Genomic DNA, 19171 nt, shown 5'->3' with positions numbered 1-19171 from the left:
TATGTGTGGAATTGTAGGTGTCTTGGGGCAGCATGAAGCGGCTCCTATACTGGTAGAAGCCCTGAAACGGCTGGAATATCGCGGCTATGACAGCGCCGGGATTGCAACCGTTAATGACGGTGTCCTGGGTCGTCGCCGTGCGGTCGGCAAACTGGTCAACCTCAGCGATCTGTTGGTGCATGATCCGCTGCCCGGTAAATCCGGCATTGGTCACACCCGATGGGCCACACATGGTGCGCCTTCCGTCAACAACGCGCATCCCCACAAGGCGGGCCCGGTGGCCGTGGTTCACAACGGAATTGTCGAAAACTACCGCGACCTGAGGGCGGAACTGGCCAAACACGGCGTGGCCTTCAAGACCGAAACCGACACTGAAACCGTCGCGCTGATGACGGAACATCACCTCAACACAGGCATGTCCCCGGTCGAGGCCGCTTTCAAGACCATCGACAAGTTGGAAGGTGCCTTCGCCCTTGCATTCCTTTTCGATGGTGAGGATGACCTGATTGTAGCGGCCCGCAAAGGATCACCCCTGGCCATCGGCCACGGCGATGGTGAAATGTATGTGGGCTCGGACGCCATTGCCCTTGCGCCGCTGACCAACCAGATCACTTATCTTGAGGAAGGCGACCGCGCGGTTCTGACCCGAACATCGCTGGAAATCCGCAACGAAGCCGGTGAACTGGCCAACCGGGAAAAGCGCAAGATCAAGCTGGATCATGCGCGCGCCGACAAGGGCGAGCATAAGCATTTCATGGCCAAGGAAATCGCTGAGCAGCCTATCGTCGTGGCCGAGGCCATCCGATCCTACCTGCCCACGGGCGGTGATCAAGTGGTGTTCCCCGACGCCGAGCTGGATTTCAGCAAGCTGGACCGTCTGACCATGGTCGCCTGCGGCACCGCGTTTTACGCCTGCCTGACCGCGAAATACTGGTTCGAACAACTGGCCAAGATGCCGGTTGAGGTCGATATCGCCAGCGAGTTTCGCTACCGCGAACCTCCGATCACGGCTCGCACACTGGCGCTGTTTGTCAGCCAGTCAGGAGAAACCGCCGACACCCTGGCCGCGCTGCGCTATTGCGAGGGCAAGGCGGACAAGATCGTTTCTGTCGTCAATGTCCCTGAAAGCTCGATTGCTCGGGAAAGCGATATCGCCCTGCCGATCTATGCTGGCGTTGAAATCGGTGTGGCTTCGACCAAGGCCTTCACCTGTCAACTAAGCGTTTTGCTGATGCTCGCGCTCAAGGCGGCGACAGATCGCGGCACCCTGACGGATGAGGAAATCGCCGATCATGCCGCTGCGCTGCGCGGATTGCCGACCGTGCTGAACACAGCACTGGATCAGAACCGGGCGATCCGCAAAGCAGCCCAACGCCTGTCCGAGGCGCGCGATGTTCTGTTCCTGGGCCGTGGCCTGATGTATCCGCTGGCAATGGAAGGGGCGCTGAAGCTCAAGGAAATCAGCTACATCCACGCCGAAGGTTATGCATCGGGCGAGTTGAAACATGGCCCCATCGCCTTGATCGACAAGCATATGCCCGTGGTTGTCATGGCCCCCCGTGACACTGTGTTCGACAAGACCGTGTCAAACATGCAGGAAGTGATGGCGCGCAAGGGCAAAGTGATCCTTGTGTCTGATGATGATGGAATTGACGAGGCCGGAGACGGAGTCTGGAGCACGATCCGGATGCCGCATGTTCACACCAGTCTTGCGCCGATCCTTTATTCGGTTCCCGCACAGTTGCTGGCCTATCACACAGCTGTAGCCAAAGGGACGGATGTAGACCAGCCGCGCAATCTGGCAAAATCAGTGACGGTAGAGTGACCCATGTCCAAACAGTTTCCCCGGCTTGATGACGCGCATCAAAAGTTCATCGAAGATCAGCATATGTTCTTCGTCGGCACCGCCGGGACCGAGGGAAAGGTCAATATCTCGCCCAAAGGTATGGACTCGCTGCGGGTGCTGGGGCCAAACCGCATCGTCTGGATGAACCTGACTGGCAGCGGCAACGAGACGGCGGGGCATCTGATGCAGGTCAACAGGATGACACTGATGTGGTGCTCCTTCACCACGCGCCCACTGATCCTGCGCACATATGGCACAGCCCGCACTCTGCACGTCGGAGATGACGGCTGGGATGAACTGGCCAATCTTTTCCCCAACCACCGCAGCGCGCGACAGATCTATGACCAGTCGATCGAAATGGTTCAGACCTCTTGCGGGTATGCAGTGCCGTTCATGGAATTCCAGTCCGACCGCGACACGATGCAGAAATGGGTCGATGGCAAGACGGACGGCGACATCCGGTCTTATTGGGCCGAAAAGAACAGCCAGACGATTGACGGCGAACCGACAGGCGCTCCGGTCTGCCCCCAATGCTGACCCCTTTTCTTGATCAGATCAAAGCCCATGCCGACCCCGAACGTGCGGGTCAGATGGCCAGTTATCACAAGGCGGATCGCGTCTATCTGGGTGTCGCCAATCCGGTTCTCAACGATCTGACCAAAACATGGCGGCAAGAGCTGGATGTGAACAAACGCGTCACGCTGGCCAAGGCGCTGTGGCATACCGATATCCACGAAGGGCGCCTTGCCGCGGCCAAGCTTCTGACCCAAGCCCGCATCCGGCCCGACGATCAGGTTTGGGACCTGCTTCAAAGCTGGCTACCGGTCTTTGACGCCTGGGCCGTCGCCGATCATGCCTGCATGGCGATACAAAAACGACTGATGGCCGATCCCGAGAGGCTGGATGCCGTCGAACAGTGGACACAGTCCGATCACATGTGGACCCGGCGCGCCGCCCTTGTCGCAACGCTGCCCTGGACCAAACAGAACCACCCCAAGCCCGAAGACCTGCAACGCCGCGACCGTATCCTCGGCTGGGCCGCCGGATATGTCCCGGATCGCGACTGGTTCATTCAGAAATCAATCGCCTGGTGGCTGCGGGAACTGTCCAAACACGACCCCGAACGCGTGATCGCTTTTTTGGACAAACACGGTGATGGAATGAAACCGTTTGCCCGCCGCGAAGCAGCCAAATACCTGAAAAGTCAGTCGGCATAAACCGCGACTTCGACCAGTTCGTCTAATGGCACCAGAAGGGCCCGCATGGCATCCAGCGACAAGCGACTGCCGCTACTTTCCGGGCCTGCGGCAGGAACCAGAGTGATATAGGCCTGCGCGCCGGTTCTGGGCACAACAACCCGCGCCGTTACCTCGCTATCGACCAGCGGCGTCTGCATCCAGCGTCCTGGCGTGGTCGGATCACCAAGCCCGGCAATGGTTGTTTTGGCCCCGACCCAACTGGGGCGTGCCGCAACAGGCTCGGGCTGAAGAACTTCCTCAGCGACAACTGGCGCAGTTTCGACATCCGATGCGGCCACAGCCGCCTCGTCCCCCGACCCGAACACACGTTCCTTCGTTGCCCGGACAGTGTCGCACCCGGTCAAAACAACGCATAGAAAAACAAATGCCTTTTTCATGCCCGGAAACTACAACCCCATGCGGGTGTGATCCAGTGCAAAGCGCAGTTCGCACTTGTCGCAGGCAGGTTACAGCTTTACCTATGTCGCATGTCTGCTCCGCTCATCGACCCGTTTGCCCGCGCTATCACGTATCTCCGCGTCTCCGTCACGGACCGCTGTGATTTTCGTTGCGTCTACTGCATGTCCGAAAACATGACCTTTCTGCCCAAGAAAGACCTTCTGACGCTGGAAGAGCTGGATCGCATGTGCTCGACCTTTGTAAGAATGGGCGTCGAGAAACTGCGCATTACCGGCGGTGAGCCATTGGTTCGTCGCAATATCATGACTTTCTTCAACGCCATGACTCGCCACTTGGACAGCGGCGCGTTGAAAGAGCTGACGCTGACGACAAACGGTTCGCAATTGCATCGCTTTTCCGAAGATCTTTATGCCGCCGGTGTGCGCCGTGTGAATGTATCCCTGGACACTCTGGATGACGACAAATTTGCCAAGGTCACACGCTGGGGCCGCCTCAAACAGGTACTGAACGGCATCGACGCGGCGCAAAAGGCTGGGCTGCGGATCAAGATCAATGCTGTTGCGCTCAAGGGGTTCAACGAACCCGAATTGCCCAAGATCACTGAATGGTGCGCCGAGCGCGACATGGACCTGACCTGGATCGAGGTCATGCCGATGGGCGATATCGGCAACGAGGATCGCCTGGACCAGTACTGGTCGCTCAAGGATGTGCGCAAAGAGTACGAAAAACATTACTCAATCACGGATCTAGCCGAACGCACTGGCGGCCCGGCCCGCTATATCAGGCTGGAAGAAACCGGTCAGAAGATCGGCTTCATCACGCCCCTGTCTCACAATTTCTGCGAAAGCTGCAACCGCGTGCGCCTGACCTGCACCGGTGAACTCTATATGTGTCTGGGGCAGGAGGACATGGCGGATCTGCGCTGCGCATTGCGGGATTACCCCGACACCGAACAGCCGCTTGAAGATGCCATCCGCGCGGCGATCAACCTGAAACCAAAAGGTCACGACTTCGACTATTCCCGCCAGTCAGTCGATGGCCGAATGAGCCGCCACATGAGCCATACAGGCGGCTGATACATGCCGGATCACAAAGACCGCCCCACAGCGCTGTACCATCTGTACTGCGCCCTGATCTCTCTGGCCGCACCTCTGGTCTGGAGAACCGTCCGAAAGAAACTTGAGGCTGCCGGTGTACCAGCCAATCGCCAACAGGAGCGTCTTGGCCATGCCAGTATGCCCCGCCCCGCAGGGCAGTTGATCTGGTTCCACGCCGCCAGTGTCGGCGAAAGCCTGTCGGTCCTCACTCTGATCAATCGGCTGGCCGACCGCCTTCCCAAAACCGAGTTTCTGATCACCTCAGGAACGCCAACCTCAGCGGCCCTGATCGAAAAGCGCTTGCCGCCCCGCACCCGGCACCAGTACCCGCCGCTTGACACAGCCAACTCGGTCCAACGCTTTCTGGACCATTGGCAACCCGATGCCGGGATCTTCGTCGAAAGCGAGATCTGGCCGCGGCTGATTGTCGAAAGCGCAGGGCGCGACATTCCACTGGCTCTGCTGAATGCTCGATTGTCGGACAAATCTGTCGCCGGATGGAAGAAGCGCCCTAAAACGGCAAGGTTTATTCTGAATAAGTTTCGCCTGTTCCTGACGCAAAACGACAAAACAGCTGCCGACCTGATTGCCATGGGTGCCCCTGCCCAACGCGTGCAGCCCGGCACCAACCTCAAGGCCATGTCCGATCCTCTGCCTGTGGACCAGAACACGCTGGATGACATTCGCGCGCAATTAGCTGCCAGACCGGTCTGGATCGCCAGTTCCACCCATGCCGGAGAAGAAGACAGCGTTCTGGCAGCCCACAAAGCATTGTTGCAGCATTGGCCCGACCTTCTGCTGCTACTGATCCCACGCCACCCCGAACGACGCGGTGAGGTCGCAGATCTTCTGAACAACTCCGGGCTCAAGGCGTCCTTCCGGTCAAAAAACGCACCGATCACAGATACGACGCAGGTGTATGTTGCCGACACACTGGGCGAAACCGGAACCTGGTACGCGCTTTGCCCGATCGTTTTCCTTGGGGGATCACTGAAAGAGATTGGCGGACACAACCCATTTGAACCGGCACAGGCCGGGGCCGCAGTGATCACCGGCCCGGGGTATTTCAACTTTGCAGAAACCTTTGCCCCGCTGATCGACGCCAAGGGCGCTGTCGAGGTCCAGACATCCGCTGACCTCTCTGAGGCCGTTTCACATTGGCTGTCGGACCAGAATACCCTTCAAGCCGCCCGAAGGGCTGCACAATCCTGCGTCAATACGCAGTCGACCGCCTTGGATGCCGTCGTCGAAACCCTCTGCACGGTGCTTGATCTGCAAGCAAAGGATCCCGCTTCATCTGGCTAGAAATATCCCGGGGGCGTGGGGGCAGCGCCCCCACCCTCACCATCAGGCGGCTGGCATCCGCTGTTCAACAATCTCTGCCCACCAGCTGCATCCGGCCGGAATGGCTTCGTCGTTGAAATTGTATTCCGGGTGATGAACCATTGCGGTGTCACCGTTGCCCACAAGAATATAGGCGCCTGGGCGCTCTTCCAGCATGAAGGCAAAATCTTCGCCCCCCATGACCAAAGGTGCCTCGTCGCAATCACCGGACACCGACCGGGCCACATCCGCCGCAAACTCTGTTTGCTCGTCGCTGTTCACCATCACCGGATATCCACGAATATAGGTCACGTCAGCGGTGCCGCCAAACGTGGCCGCAACACCGTTGCAAATCTCGTTGATCCGCTTTTCAGCCAGATCCCGCATGCCCTTGCTCATGGTGCGCACCGTGCCTTTGATCTGCACGGTCTGAGGGATCACATTGAATGCTTTGGATGACGTCTCGAACGATGTCACTGACACCACAACCTGATCGATCGGGTCGGCATTGCGCGAAGAAATCGTTTGCAGCGTTAGGACAGCCTGCGCTGCCAGAACTGTGGTATCCACGGTCTCATGCGGTTTGGCCGCATGTCCGCCGCGACCCTCAAAGGTGATGTCGAACTGATCGGTTGCCGCAAAGAACGACCCCGGTCGGATTGCGAACTTGCCGACAGGCTGTCCCGGCCAGTTATGCATGCCGTAGACTTCCTGAATGTTCCAGCGGTCCATCATGCCGTCTTCGCACATTTCGCGGCCCCCGCCGCCCCCTTCCTCAGCAGGTTGGAAGATCACGACAACGGTGCCGTCAAAGTTGCGGGTTTCCGACAGGTACTTTGCCGCCCCCAGCAACATCGCGGTGTGCCCGTCATGACCACAGGCATGCATCGCACCCGGCGTTTTCGAGGCATAGTCCAACCCCGTTGCCTCATGTATCGGCAACGCATCCATATCTGCGCGCAGGCCGATCACCTTTCCCTTGCTGTCCGACTTGCCTTTGATCACCCCCACAACGCCGGTACGTCCGATACCGGTCACAACCTCATCGCATCCGAACTCTTTCAGCTTCTCGGCCACCTTCGCGCTGGTGCGGTGGGTCTCAAACAGGATCTCTGGATTTTCGTGCAAATCCCTTCGCCATTCCGTGATTTCATTCTGCAATTCGGCAAAGCGGTTCTTGACTGGCATGTCTTTTCTCTCTCCTGATTCAGGTCAAGCCGCCGGCATCCGGCGCTCGACCATTTCCGCAAACCACGAACACCCAATGGGGATGATCTCGTCATTGAAATTGTATTCGGGGTGGTGCAGCCCGGCACTGTCACCGTTGCCCAAAACGATGAATGCACCGGGCCTCTCTTCCAGCATGAACGAGAAATCCTCGCCGCCCATCACCATCGGCGCTTCAATGCAACTGCCCCCGACCGACACCGCAGCCTCTGCTGCATATCCCGTCTGGGCTTCGGCATTGATCGTCACCGGAACACCGCGCGTATAGGTGACGTTCACGGACCCGCCAAATGTTGCAGCGGTCCCTTCCGAGACTTCCTTCAGCCGTTGTTCGATCAGGTCGCGCAACTCGTTGGAATGGGTCCGAACGGTGCCGCGTATCCGTGCCGATTGCGGGATCACGTTGAACGCTTTCGAGGATGTCTCGACCGAGGTCACAGACAGCACGGCCTGCAAAATCGGATCCGCGTTGCGCGCCACGATCGTCTGCAACGCCACGATCAGCTGCGACAGCATCACCGTTGTATCAATCGTCTGATGAGGTTTTGCCGCGTGGCCGCCGCGCCCTTCAAGATGGATGTCAAACTCGTCCGCCGCTGCCAGCAACGGGCCCGAACGAATGGCAAACTGCCCGGTAGGAACACCCGGCACATTGTGCATCGCATAGACTTCCTGAATGCCGAACCGATCCATCAGACCGTCCTTGCACATGGCCTCGGCGCCATTCCCACCCTCTTCGGCAGGCTGAAAGATCACAATTGCCGTGCCATCAAAGTTGCGGGTTTCCGCCAGATACTTGGCGGCCCCCAAAACCATCGCAGTATGCCCGTCATGACCGCATGCATGCATCGCATTCGGTATTTCTGAGGCATAGTCCAACCCGGTCTGTTCCTGCATCGGCAGGGCATCCATATCGGCGCGCAAGCCAATCACACGGCCCCGCGTGTCGCTTTTGCCGCGAATGACCCCGACGACTCCGGTGCGACCGATGCCGGTCACGACCTCGTCGCAACCAAACTCGTTCAGCTTTTCCGCAACCAGCGCACTGGTGCGGTGGGTGTCGTACAGAATTTCCGGGTGTTGGTGAATGTCACGCCGCCAACCAGTGATCTCATCATGCATCTCTGCGAGACGGTTCTTGATCGGCATGTCATTCTCCCTGTTTCATGCGACAGGCAATCGTCGTTCCACAAGCTCGGCAAACCAGCTGCAACCGGCGGGGATCGCGTCGTCGTCAAAGTTGTATTGCGGGTGATGGCACATGGCCGTATCCCCGTTCCCGATAAAGATGTACGCGCCGGGGCGTTCTTCAAGCATATAGGCAAAATCTTCGGACGGCATGATCGGGTCCGTGCTGTCGTTGACCTTGCCCGCAACCGCAGCTGCCGCCTCGGCCGCATAGCCTGTTTCGGCCTCGGAATTCACTGTCACCGGGTATCCCGGTGTCCAGATAACCTCCGCCTTCGCGCCAAAGGCCGAGGCCGTATCCTCGGCGATCCGGCGCACGCGTTCTTCGGCGATTGTGCGATACTCGGGGTCAAGTGTCCGCACGGTTCCCTGCAAACGAACCGTATGAGCAATCACGTTCGACGCAACACTGTCAGTCACAAACGTACCAACGGTGAGGACAACTCGCTTGATCGGGTCAACGGTCCGGGACACCACCGATTGCAAGGCAACAACGATATGCGAGGCCACAAGCGTTGTATCCACCGCCTCGTGCGGTGCAGCGGCGTGTCCGCCCTTGCCGGTGACGGTGATTTCAAACTCATCGGACGAGGCCAGCAACGCGCCGGGACGAATTGCGAATTCGCCCACCGGAAGACCGGGCATATTGTGCATGCCATAAACCTCGTGAATGCCCCAACGGTCCATCAACCCGTCCTGACACATGGCCAGACCGCCGGCCCCGCCTTCCTCGGCAGGCTGGAAGATCAGAACCACGGTGCCATCGAAATTGCGCGTCTCGGAAAGGTACTGCGCGGCCCCAAGCAGCATCGAAGTATGCCCGTCATGTCCACAGGCGTGCATCTTGCCCGACACGGTCGAGGCATAGTCCAGCCCTGTCGCCTCTTCAATCGGAAGCGCGTCCATGTCTGCACGCAGGCCGATGACGCGCCCCTGCGTATCCGTGCGCCCTTTGATCACCCCGACAACGCCCGTTTTGCCAACGCCCGGAGTGATCTCGTCCACTCCAAATTCTTTCAGACGGGCAGCGACAAACGCCGCAGTTTCATGGACGTCATACATCAGCTCCGGATGGGCGTGCAGGTGGCGACGCCATTCGGTGATCTCGCCATGCATTTCCGCAAGTCTGTTTTTTACGGGCATCTCAAGACCTTTCTCTCAACCGCTGGCACCGTATTACACCGGGCTAGACGCATAGTTTTTCAACCAATCGCTGCATGAATTTATGACCGGCTTCGAATTGTTCAATCGTAATGAACTCATTCGGCTGATGGGCCTGCGCTATGTCTCCGGGTCCGCATATCACGGCAGAATACCCGGCCTCCTGAAATTGGCCTGCCTCGGTCCCATAACTGACCACATGGCTTGCGTTGTCTCCGGTCAGGGCGCGTACCAGAGCTTCGGCTTCACCATCCTCTTCCGGGATCAACCCCGGAATCGCGAAGTTTTCAGTCAGTTCGATGCGGGTATCCGGGTGAACGGCCTGCATCTGAGCCTCAACTTGCCGAACCTGTTCGAAATAGGCATCGCGCCATTGGGCCTGCGTTTCATCGGGCACAGTCCGGAAATCCATCATGAACCGGCAGTCTTTGGCGGTAATGTTATGGGCTGTTCCGCCTTCAATCATACCGACGTGGCAGGTTGTCCAGGGTGGATCGAACACGGCAGCAACGGTACTGGGTTGCGTCGCCATGTTTCGCGCGTTCTGTTGGTTGGCCCAGTCGATCAACGGGGCCGCCGCCATGATGGCGTTGACGCCTGTGTGCATGATCGAGCTGTGAACTTCGAACCCGACCATATGGGTGTCAAAGCCGAACCCACCCTTGTGACCCGTCACCGCCTGCATCATCGATGGCTCGCCCACAACCACCGCCGAGCCTTTGGGGAGAACGCCCTGCATCGCCTCGATCATTGGCGGCGCTCCGGTGCACCCGACTTCCTCATCAAAACTCAGCGCAAGTTGGAGCGGTCGTTTCACACGTGCGTAATGCGCCTCGACCAGCGCCCAGATGGCAAGCGCATCAAATCCCTTCATGTCACAGGTGCCGCGTCCGAAATATTTGCCGTCCTCCTCGGTCACGGTGAAGGGGTCGGTGTCCCAGGGTTGCCCGTCAACCGGTACGACATCCGTGTGCCCGGACAGCACAACTGCGCCTTCTTCCAAAGGGCCAACATGCGCAAAGATCGCCGCCTTATGCGGCTGATCCGGATCAGGCCAGCGGTGCGACGTGATCCCATGGCTTTGCAGGTATTCTTCCACCCAGTCGACCAACGGCAGGTTGGTGTCACGACTCACGGTTGGGAATGAGATCAGCTTGGTCATGATCTCAAGCGGCGTCAGGCGCTTGGCCATCGTGTCAGTACCCACTGTCTGTGGTCAGGATAAAGTGACCCGGTTCAACCTCTTGATATTGCGAGGGTTCCGGTTTGTAATCGACAGGATGGATCGGTGACGGGATCGGTTTGAAGTTCAGGTCTTTTTCAGTCTTTCGCTTGTTCGGATCAGCAATTGGAACTGCCTTCATCAATGCCTGCGTATAGGGGTGTTGCGGGTTTTCAAACACACGTGCACGCGGGCCCAGTTCCACAATGCGGCCCAGATACATAACGCCGACATAGTGGCTGACACGTTCAACCACGGCCATGTCATGACTGATGAACAGATAGGACAGCCCCAGATCGGACTGCAGCTCCATCATCAGGTTCAGAACCTGCGCCTGAACCGACACGTCGAGGGCCGAGACCGCCTCATCCGCGATGATCAGCTTGGGGTTCAGGGCCAGTGCGCGGGCAATCGCGATCCGCTGACGCTGTCCCCCGGACATTTCATGCGGGAAACGACGCATGAAGCTGCGCGGCAGCTGCACCTTGTCGAACAATTGCGCGACGCGGTCCTGCAATTCGGATCCCGACGCCACGCCATAGTTGCGCATCGGCTCGGCAACCTGATCGACCAGCTGCATCTGTGGGTTCAGCGAGGCGAACGGGTCCTGAAAGATCATCTGCATGTCCAGCCGCGCCTTGCGCAGGCCGGACGGGTCCAGCTTCATGATATCGACACCGTCCAGATTGACCTCGCCCGCCATCGGCTCGACCAGCCGCAGGATCGAACGCCCGGCCGAGGACTTTCCGCACCCGGATTCGCCCACAAGGCTGAGTGTCTGACCTTTGTTCAGTGTGAATGACACATCCTCGACCGCATGAACGTTCGAGATCGTGCGCCGCAGAAGACCACCTTTGACCGGGAACCGCGTGGTCAGGTTCTTTACGGTCAACAAAACTTCTTCGGTTCCGGGAATGGGCGCAATTTTCTGCCCCTCGACACCCAGCAACTTCATCGGTTCAGGTGCCGACTTGCCCTGCATTTCACCCAGCTTCGGTACTGCGGCCAAAAGGGCCTTGGTGTAATCATGCTGCGGGTTTTCAAAGATTTCCTTGACGGTCCCCTCTTCGACCTTGTTGCCGCGATACATGACAACAACACGGTCAGCCATCTGGGCAACCACGGCCATGTCGTGGGTGATGAACATCACCGCAGTTCCGGTTTCGCGCTTGAGGCGATCCATCAGGGCCAGGATCTCGGCCTGAATGGTCACGTCCAGCGCTGTGGTTGGTTCATCGGCGATCAGCAGGCGGGGTTCGCAGGCCATGGCCATCGCGATGACGACACGCTGGCGCATCCCGCCCGACAGCTCGTGCGGGTATTGTTTCAGACGACGCTCGGGCTCGGGGATGCGAACCTGGCGCAGCAACTCAAGCGCCCGGTCCTCGGCCTGTGCCTTTGATATCTGCTTGTGGATGCGCAGACCTTCGGTCAACTGGCGACCAACGGTGAAAACCGGATTAAGCGCCGTCATCGGCTCCTGAAAAATCATCCCGATCTCGTTGCCGCGAATCTGTTTCATCAGATCCGGATCGGCTTTGGACAGGTCCATCTCGCCCCCATCGCGGCGATCAAACAGAAGTTCACCACCCGCGATTTCACCCCCACCGAACTCGACCAGCCGCATCAGCGACAGCGACGAAACCGATTTTCCAGACCCCGATTCGCCAACGATACAAACGGTTTCACCCGGTTTGACCTCGAACGAGACATCCTCAACACCGACAACGGGGCCATCCTTCGTCTGAAACTCCACCCGCAGTTTTTTAATCTGTGCAATAGGCTGATCCAGCACGCGCGCGCTCCCTTGACGACGGTATTCTTTTTCTGAATTCCGAACGCTAAGGCGGGCCGCCGGGAAAAGTCAAACCCATTACACATTTTCGCGACGGCACTACTTGCATTTTTCTCAGGTTCTGTTTCGATACGCCATGTAACCGACCTGGGGAGGCGGCGCAGACCGAAATCGTTAGCGCTATTATCTTTGTTGATCAGAACCTTACCTTGGGGCGGCAACGCCAAACCCGCAGGCCTTGCGGAGATAATCGAGACACGAACGTGTCCAACTTGGGAGTAACTTATGAAAATCAAAACCCTTTTGCTTGGTGCGATTGCAAGCACGGCGATGGCCCCTGTGGCTATGGCCGAGCGTGGATCGGACGGCAATGTCAGCATCATTTACTGGCAGGCTCCGTCGATCCTGAACCCGTACCTGTCCTCGGGCACCAAGGATATCGAATCGGCTTCGTTGGTGATTGAGCCGCTCGGTCGCTATGACCAAGACGGGAACCTTGTAGCCTATCTCGCCGAGGATATCCCGACCGTGGAAAACGGTGGTGTTTCATCGGATTTGAAATCGATCACGTGGAAACTGAAATCCGGTTTGGTCTGGTCCGATGGATCGCCCGTGACGTCGGCCGACGTGAAATTCACCGCCGACTATTGCATGCATCCGGAAGGTGGTTGCGCCCAGCTTGCCAAGTTTGAAGGCGTCGAAAGCGTCGAGGCAATCGACGATTTGACTATCAAGGTCAACTTTGCCGAACCAAAGCCGAACCCCTATGGCCCATTCATGGGTGGCCAGTCGCCAATTATCCAGATGGCCCAGTTTCAGAACTGCATGGGCTCCAAGGCGCCCGAATGTACAGATCAGAACTTTGGCCCGATCGGAACCGGCCCGTTTGTGGTGGACGAATTCAAGCCAAACGACGTGATCACCATGTCGGCCAACCCGAACTATCGTGACCCGAACAAGCCCGCTTTTGCCACGCTGACCTTCAAAGGTGGCGGCGATGCGACAGCGGCTGGCCGTGCTGTGATGGAAACCGGCGAATTCGACTATGCGTGGAACCTGCAACTGGCGCCCGAAGTCATCGAGCAGATGAAAGAAGGCGGCAAGGGTACTCCGATCGCGGCGTTCGGGACCTTGGTTGAACGGATCGAAATGAACATGACGGATCCGTCCCCCAGCCTGCCTGAAGGTGAACGTTCAACCGCAAAACATCCGCACCCGGCCTTGTCGGAACTGGCTGTTCGCAAGGCACTGTCGATGGCAATCGACCGTGATCTGCTGGTTGAGATTGGCTACGGCCAAGCCGGTCGCCCGACCTGCAACCTGGTACCGGCCCCGGCATTGTACGCAAGCGACAACACCGAATGTCTGACACAGGACATCGACGGCGCGAACCAGATGCTGGAAGAAGCCGGTTGGGTGAAAGGTGCTGACGGTGTCCGCGCCAAGGATGGTGTAAGACTGTCGCTGGTCTATCAAACCTCGACCAACGCCGTTCGTCAGGACTTCCAGGCGCTGATCAAGGAATGGTGGAGCCAGATCGGTGTCGAAACCGAGCTGCGCAACATCAACGCGTCGGTCTTCTTTGGTGGTGACCCGGGCAGCCCGGACACGTTCCAGCGTTTCTATGCAGACGTTGAAATGTACGCCAACAACTTCGATGGCACCGATCCGGAAAGCTATCTTGCGCAGCACACCTGCGACAAAGCACCCAAACCGGAAAGCCAGTGGCAGGGCGAGAACATCAACCGCTATTGTGATGCCGAGTACGACAAGTTGGTGGCCGAACTGGGCCGCACTGGCGAGCTTGAAAAGCGTGGCGAAATTGCCCGTAAACTCAACGATATGCTGACCAAGGACAGCTATGTCGTGGTTCCGCTGGTTGATCGTGGACGGGTCTCTGCACATTCCAACACATTGGGTGGCGTGATCCTGAACACTTGGGACAGCGAGCTTTGGAACGTTGCGGACTGGTACCGCAAGACCGGGTCCTAAGCGTTAAACCTGCCAAGCCGCGCCCCGATCTTCGGGGCGCGGTCATTTGCAGGCCGCTCCAACAAGAAGACGCATCAACAAAGGCGCCTTTGAATGCTCAACTTTACAATCAGACGACTGGTGTTGGCCGTGCCCACACTGCTGTTCATCAGCCTCGTCATCTTCCTGCTGCTCGAGCTTGCCCCTGGCGACCCGATGGCACAGGTTCCACTCACCGTTCCCCCGGAAGTCAAAGAGAAGATGCGCGAGGCGCTTGGCCTCGGCCAGCCGATGCATATCCGGTTCTGGAAATGGATCGTGCAGTTCTTCTGGATAGAACCACAGGTATTGGTCGACTCTGTATTCGGTACAACCTTCTCCGAAGGCGACCTGCGCGTGATTTCATGGCAGACCCGCTCGCCGGTCATGGACATAGTTGTTCAGCGTATCCCGCAGACCTTGTGGGTTGTCGGCACCGCCTATGTGGTCGCCATCCTGATCGCGCTGCCCATCGGCATCTACTCGGCTTACCGCCAATATTCCTGGTTCGACCAGATGGGTACCTTCGTGTCAATGGTCGGCTTCTCGGTCCCGCCGTTTTTCTCGGGCGTGCTGGTAATCGTGATCTTTTCGGTTCAGTTGGGCTGGTTCCCGTCGATCTATGACACCACGCTGGTGGTCAACAGCTGGGACAGTTTTGTTGTGCAGCTCAAACAGATGATCATGCCGGTCATGGTTCTGGCCTTGCAGATCACCGCGCAGCTCAGCCGGTTCATGCGCGCGTCCATGCTGGATAACCTCAATCAGGATTACGTTCGCACCGCCCGCGCCAAGGGTCTCAGCGAATATACCGTGGTCATGGTTCACGTCCTGCGAAACTCGATGATCCCGGTGGTCACCGTGATCGCGCTGGGTATTCCGTCCATCTTTGGTGGCGCCATCATCACCGAGCAGGTGTTCAAGGTGAACGGAATCGGGCAGTTGCTGATCGGCGCGATTCAGGCCAATGATCTGCCGATGGTGCAAACCCTGACCTTTATTTTCGCCGTACTGATCGTGTTGTTCAACCTGATCGCTGACGTACTTTATGGCATTCTGGACCCGAGGATTCGATATGACTGATCATGATCGTACCGATACGCTGGTCCCGGACGAAGGACTTGCACCAGCTTCAACCGCCTTGCCGACAGCCGACGTGATGGAAGAACTGGCCACCCCTCCCCGCAGCCAATGGCGCGATGTTTGGGATCAGTTCAAGACCCACAAAGGCGCAATGGTCGGGGCGATCCTGTTTATCATCATCGTTGCCGGTGTCTATCTGGGCCCGTATCTGTGGAGCATTGATCCAACCCAGATCGATATCCGGTCGCGCAATCAGGGGCCCAGTTGGGCGCATCCCTTTGGCACCGACCAATTGGGTCGCGACATTCTTGCGCGCATGATGTCGGGTGGTCAAACCTCAGTCTCGGTTGGCATAACCGCAATGTTGCTGGCGCTGTTTCTGGGTTCGTTCATCGGCGTTCTGGCGGGATTCTTCAGGCGGCTCGATGGGCCGCTGATGCGCCTGACCGACCTGTTTCTGGCCCTGCCCCTGCTGCCTTTGCTGCTGGTCATGATGCTTCTGTTCCGCGAGCCCCTGTCAGCGGCTTTCGGGCTGGAGCGCGGGATCTTCATCCTGATCGTCTGCGCCATCGGCATCACCTCATGGATGCCGACTGCACGGATCGTGCGCGGTGACGTCCTGGCCATCAAGGAACGTGAATTCGTTCTGGCCGCACGCTCCATCGGCACCAGCAACAGCCAGATCATCACGCGGCATATCCTGCCGAACGTTCTTTCGCCGATCATGGTGTCGGCAACACTGGGGATTGCCACAGCGATCATCACCGAAAGCGCGCTGTCCTTCCTTGGGCTGGGCTTCCCGCCCGACTTCCCGACATGGGGCCGCCTGTTGTTTGATGGTGTCGACTATCTTCAGCAATACCCCGAGCGTGTATTCTGGCCCGGTCTGGCAATCTCGCTGACTGTTCTGAGCGTCAACTATCTGGGTGATGGTCTGCGCGACGCGCTGGATCCCCGCATTCGCGGACGCTGAAACAAGTTAGTCGGCGCGCTTCAGCGCGCCGGCCAACAGCACGATCAGAACGGCCAATGGCAACAGCACGGCGAACGCCAGACGCAGGCCGAACAGTTCCGCCAAAAATCCGATCAGCGGCGGCCCAATCAACAGCCCGCCATATCCCAGCGTAGCTACACTCGCGATGGCTTGCCCCGGCGGCACATGCGGATCGCTGGCTGCACGGCTGAACGCCAGCGGCATGATCACCGCATACCCTATACCCATCAGCGCAAACCCCGCCAATGCGGGCAAGGGCACGACCGAAGAAACCACAACGAAAACGCCCAGTGCCGCGCAGATCCCGCCAAACCGAGCCGTGGCGGCAGGACCAAACCAAGTGATGACAACAGCACCTGCAAGTCGAAACGCAACCATCGCCACGGAAAACACGGCATAGCCCAATGCGGCAACACTTTCGGGCGCACCGGACACGTCTCGCAGGAAAATCGCGCTCCAGTCCGCGACGGCGCCTTCACCCAATGCACCACACATGGCGGCGAATCCGACCAGTATCAGCGCGCCCGAGGGCAAAGCAAAAACCGAGCTTTGCGGCCGATCGGACCGTTTCGACGTCCAGCGCACCCACGACAAGGCCAGCGCGAAGGCGACAACCGCGCCACCCGCCACTAGGAAGTGCACCAGAACCGTCAGCCCCATCTGAACAGCCACATATCCGCTGAGCGCGCCAAGACCGGCCCCAAGGCTCCACATGGCGTGGAATGATGACATTACGGGTTTGTCATAAGCCTGCTCGACTTCGGCGGCCCAGGCATTCATTGCCACATCCATCGATCCGTGGAACGCGCCGAAAACAAACAAACAAAACGCCAGCGCCCAAAACCCGCCAGCCACAGCAAGCAGAACCAGCGACAGCGTGTACAGAACGGCCACAATCCGGGTAATCGCAACAGCGCCATTCCGATCCGTCAACCGCCCTGTGACCGGAAAGGAACAGACGGCCCCGGCCGCCATGAACAACAACCCGTACCCCAACGCGTCATGAGACAAGTCCAACCGGTCGCGCACGGCCGGAATGCGCGAGGCCCAGATGCCAAACAAGGCCCCGTTCAGGATGAACATGGCCGCAACTGCCCGCCATGCCGAGAAAACACCAATCAACAGAGAACCTCGTGCTGTCTGCCCGCCCCACCCGTTCTACAGGTTGGGCGCAAATTGGCAATTGCAGCTTACCCCAGGCGTTTGCGGATGCGCCGAACGGCGAACCATACGCCCGCCACTACCGGGATCGTCGCCGCCGCCGTCAGCGTTCCCTTGCTTATACCGGTGGCCGTCAACGGATACAGAAGATAGCCAACCAGTGAGACCGCATAATAACTGATGGCCACCACAGAAAGCCCCTCGACCGTGTGTTGCAAGCGCAAGGCAAGATCGGCCCGACGATCCATGCTTTCCAGCAGGGCCTGATTTTGTGCACTCCGCTCGACGTCCACCCTAGTGCGCAACAACTCACCCGCACGGATGGCCCGGTCAGACAGCGCCTGCAGGCGGCGTTCTGTTGATTTCACGGTACGGATCGCAGGATCATAACGGCGCATCATGAAATCGGCAAAGCTTTGACCACCTTCGAACCTTTCCTCGCGCAGGACGTCGATCCGTTGATTCACCAGCGCCTCGTAAGCGCCGGTTGCCCCAAACCGGAACGAACTGCGGGCCGATATGGTCTCGAGCTCGGTCGATGTGGCCAGCAATTGAGGCAACAGCGCATCTGGTGGTGTGGTGTCATCTGTCATTTCAACCATCAGCTTCGCCAGCTGGGCGTCCAGTTCCTCGATCCGGGGGGCCAATTGTTTGACGCGGGCAAAGCCAAGCATCGACATCGCCTTGTATGTCTCGATCTCGCACAGCCGCTGGATAATACGCCCTGTTCGGCGCGTGCCCGTGCCTTCGGTCACGAACAGGGCAAAACGCATGTGACCAGCCGGGTCGATACGGAAATCACTGGCGCAAATCGCCGAAGCATCCAACACCCGCGACACCGCCAGACTTTCAGGTTCGAACCAATCAGCCAGAGCGACCTTTACAGCTGCATCTTCCGGGCGCGGTACCACCCGCATTAGCAGCGAAGTGATCCTCTGGCCCGGGCTGGCCATCAGCCAATCTGGGGGAAACACTTCGAAATCAGCCGGGTTGAAGGGGCGGCCGCTGACGTTCGGCACAATCGCCGTATAGGTGACAAACTCTGTGTGCTGCTCCCATTTCAGCCAATGGCGTCCTATCTGCCCGGCATAATGCGTGGCCCCCGGCTGCGGATGTTGCGCCCCATGCCGGTCAAGCAGATCGATCAGATGCGCAATATCCTGATTGCGGTCCCGAGCGACGGCTGCTTCAGGCTTCTTGATCGCAATAAATGCGACCGTGCACGGCGTATCGGCGGCCGGAAACGGGCGGGCATGAAGTTCATTGGCCAGCGCATAGCGCAGCGGGTGATCATCGATTGGCGTCATTCCGAGGCTCCGATAGCGGTGTCCGCACTATACGTCACAACTCGGAGACATCAATTCTTATTTTATTTCATATACTTACACGAATACAAAGGTATACAA

The 19171-nt window shown here is 58.4% G+C and carries 16 protein-coding genes; 8 read left to right on the top strand and 8 right to left on the bottom strand.

The genetic code is table 11. The features are described 5' to 3' along the window. Position 1 precedes the first annotated feature (1 nt). Genes glmS through ACR0M9_RS07390 form a run of 3 tightly spaced genes read left to right on the top strand, consistent with a single transcriptional unit; the run spans position 2 to position 3063 of the window. The gene (gene glmS / locus ACR0M9_RS07400; RefSeq protein WP_480773228.1) at positions 2-1825 is read left to right on the top strand and encodes a glutamine--fructose-6-phosphate transaminase (isomerizing); all 1824 of its coding nucleotides are present in this window, start codon (positions 2-4) and stop codon (positions 1823-1825) included. A 3-nt stretch (positions 1826-1828) separates the two neighbouring features. Next, entirely contained in the window at positions 1829-2383 is a 555-nt protein-coding gene (locus tag ACR0M9_RS07395; protein ID WP_480506294.1) for a pyridoxamine 5'-phosphate oxidase family protein, read from the top strand. Next, positions 2377-3063 (top strand): DNA alkylation repair protein, encoded by a 687-nt coding sequence (locus ACR0M9_RS07390; RefSeq protein ID WP_480773227.1) that lies wholly within the window; start codon positions 2377-2379, stop codon positions 3061-3063. The genes ACR0M9_RS07395 and ACR0M9_RS07390 overlap by 7 nt, the downstream gene beginning before the upstream one ends. Here the strand turns inward: ACR0M9_RS07390 and ACR0M9_RS07385 are convergent. Then, positions 3051-3482: a hypothetical protein gene (locus tag ACR0M9_RS07385; protein WP_480557497.1), complete on the bottom strand. Its 432-nt coding sequence runs from the start codon at positions 3480-3482 to the stop codon at positions 3051-3053. The two genes, ACR0M9_RS07390 and ACR0M9_RS07385, sit on opposite strands and share 13 nt — an antisense overlap. Before the next feature lie 90 nt (positions 3483-3572). Here ACR0M9_RS07385 and moaA point away from each other — a divergent pair, with 90 nt between their 5' ends. Further along, positions 3573-4580: a GTP 3',8-cyclase MoaA gene (moaA, locus tag ACR0M9_RS07380; protein ID WP_480773226.1), complete on the top strand. Its 1008-nt coding sequence runs from the start codon at positions 3573-3575 to the stop codon at positions 4578-4580. A 3-nt stretch (positions 4581-4583) separates the two neighbouring features. Then, positions 4584-5906 (top strand): 3-deoxy-D-manno-octulosonic acid transferase, encoded by a 1323-nt coding sequence (locus tag ACR0M9_RS07375; RefSeq protein WP_480773225.1) that lies wholly within the window; start codon positions 4584-4586, stop codon positions 5904-5906. A gap of 42 nt (positions 5907-5948) precedes the next feature. On the opposite strand, the gene ACR0M9_RS07370 is transcribed toward ACR0M9_RS07375, so the two are convergent. The 5 genes from ACR0M9_RS07370 to ACR0M9_RS07350 are packed head-to-tail and all read right to left on the bottom strand — an operon-like array spanning position 5949 to position 12517. Continuing rightward, entirely contained in the window at positions 5949-7112 is a 1164-nt protein-coding gene (locus tag ACR0M9_RS07370; RefSeq protein ID WP_267362899.1) for a M20 aminoacylase family protein, read from the bottom strand. A 24-nt stretch (positions 7113-7136) separates the two neighbouring features. Further along, a complete protein-coding gene (locus tag ACR0M9_RS07365; RefSeq protein ID WP_480773224.1) occupies positions 7137-8300 on the bottom strand; it encodes a M20 aminoacylase family protein in 1164 nt (387 codons plus the stop codon). Positions 8301-8315: 15 nt separating this feature from the next. After that, positions 8316-9482 (bottom strand): M20 aminoacylase family protein, encoded by a 1167-nt coding sequence (locus tag ACR0M9_RS07360; RefSeq protein WP_267362903.1) that lies wholly within the window; start codon positions 9480-9482, stop codon positions 8316-8318. A 43-nt stretch (positions 9483-9525) separates the two neighbouring features. Beyond that, a complete protein-coding gene (gene argE, locus ACR0M9_RS07355) occupies positions 9526-10692 on the bottom strand; it encodes an acetylornithine deacetylase (RefSeq protein ID WP_480773223.1) in 1167 nt (388 codons plus the stop codon). 4 nt (positions 10693-10696) lie between these two features. Then, positions 10697-12517, bottom strand: a complete 1821-nt coding sequence (locus ACR0M9_RS07350) for an ABC transporter ATP-binding protein (RefSeq protein WP_480773222.1) — start codon at positions 12515-12517, stop codon at positions 10697-10699. A gap of 285 nt (positions 12518-12802) precedes the next feature. Here ACR0M9_RS07350 and ACR0M9_RS07345 point away from each other — a divergent pair, with 285 nt between their 5' ends. The 3 genes from ACR0M9_RS07345 (at position 12803) to ACR0M9_RS07335 (ending at position 16583) form a co-directional block, all read left to right on the top strand. Next, the gene (locus ACR0M9_RS07345; protein ID WP_480486243.1) at positions 12803-14509 is read left to right on the top strand and encodes a peptide ABC transporter substrate-binding protein; all 1707 of its coding nucleotides are present in this window, start codon (positions 12803-12805) and stop codon (positions 14507-14509) included. A 93-nt stretch (positions 14510-14602) separates the two neighbouring features. Next, positions 14603-15610 carry an ABC transporter permease gene (locus ACR0M9_RS07340; protein ID WP_209504480.1) on the top strand — a complete coding sequence of 336 codons (1008 nt, stop codon included), beginning with the start codon at positions 14603-14605 and terminating at the stop codon, positions 15608-15610. Then, the gene (locus ACR0M9_RS07335; protein ID WP_267366742.1) at positions 15603-16583 is read left to right on the top strand and encodes an ABC transporter permease; all 981 of its coding nucleotides are present in this window, start codon (positions 15603-15605) and stop codon (positions 16581-16583) included. The genes ACR0M9_RS07340 and ACR0M9_RS07335 overlap by 8 nt, the downstream gene beginning before the upstream one ends. A 6-nt stretch (positions 16584-16589) precedes the next feature. On the opposite strand, the gene ACR0M9_RS07330 is transcribed toward ACR0M9_RS07335, so the two are convergent. Both ACR0M9_RS07330 and ACR0M9_RS07325 read right to left on the bottom strand, forming a co-directional pair. After that, the gene (locus tag ACR0M9_RS07330) at positions 16590-17726 is read right to left on the bottom strand and encodes an MFS transporter (RefSeq protein WP_480481808.1); all 1137 of its coding nucleotides are present in this window, start codon (positions 17724-17726) and stop codon (positions 16590-16592) included. A 68-nt stretch (positions 17727-17794) separates the two neighbouring features. Beyond that, positions 17795-19072: a DUF3422 family protein gene (locus ACR0M9_RS07325; protein WP_480773221.1), complete on the bottom strand. Its 1278-nt coding sequence runs from the start codon at positions 19070-19072 to the stop codon at positions 17795-17797. Positions 19073-19171: the final 99 nt, after the last annotated feature.

Source organism: Ruegeria sp. CH2 (genome assembly GCF_056537065.1).
The sequence above is the reverse complement of the archived record's forward strand: the minus strand, read 5'-3'. Positions and strand labels throughout refer to the sequence as shown.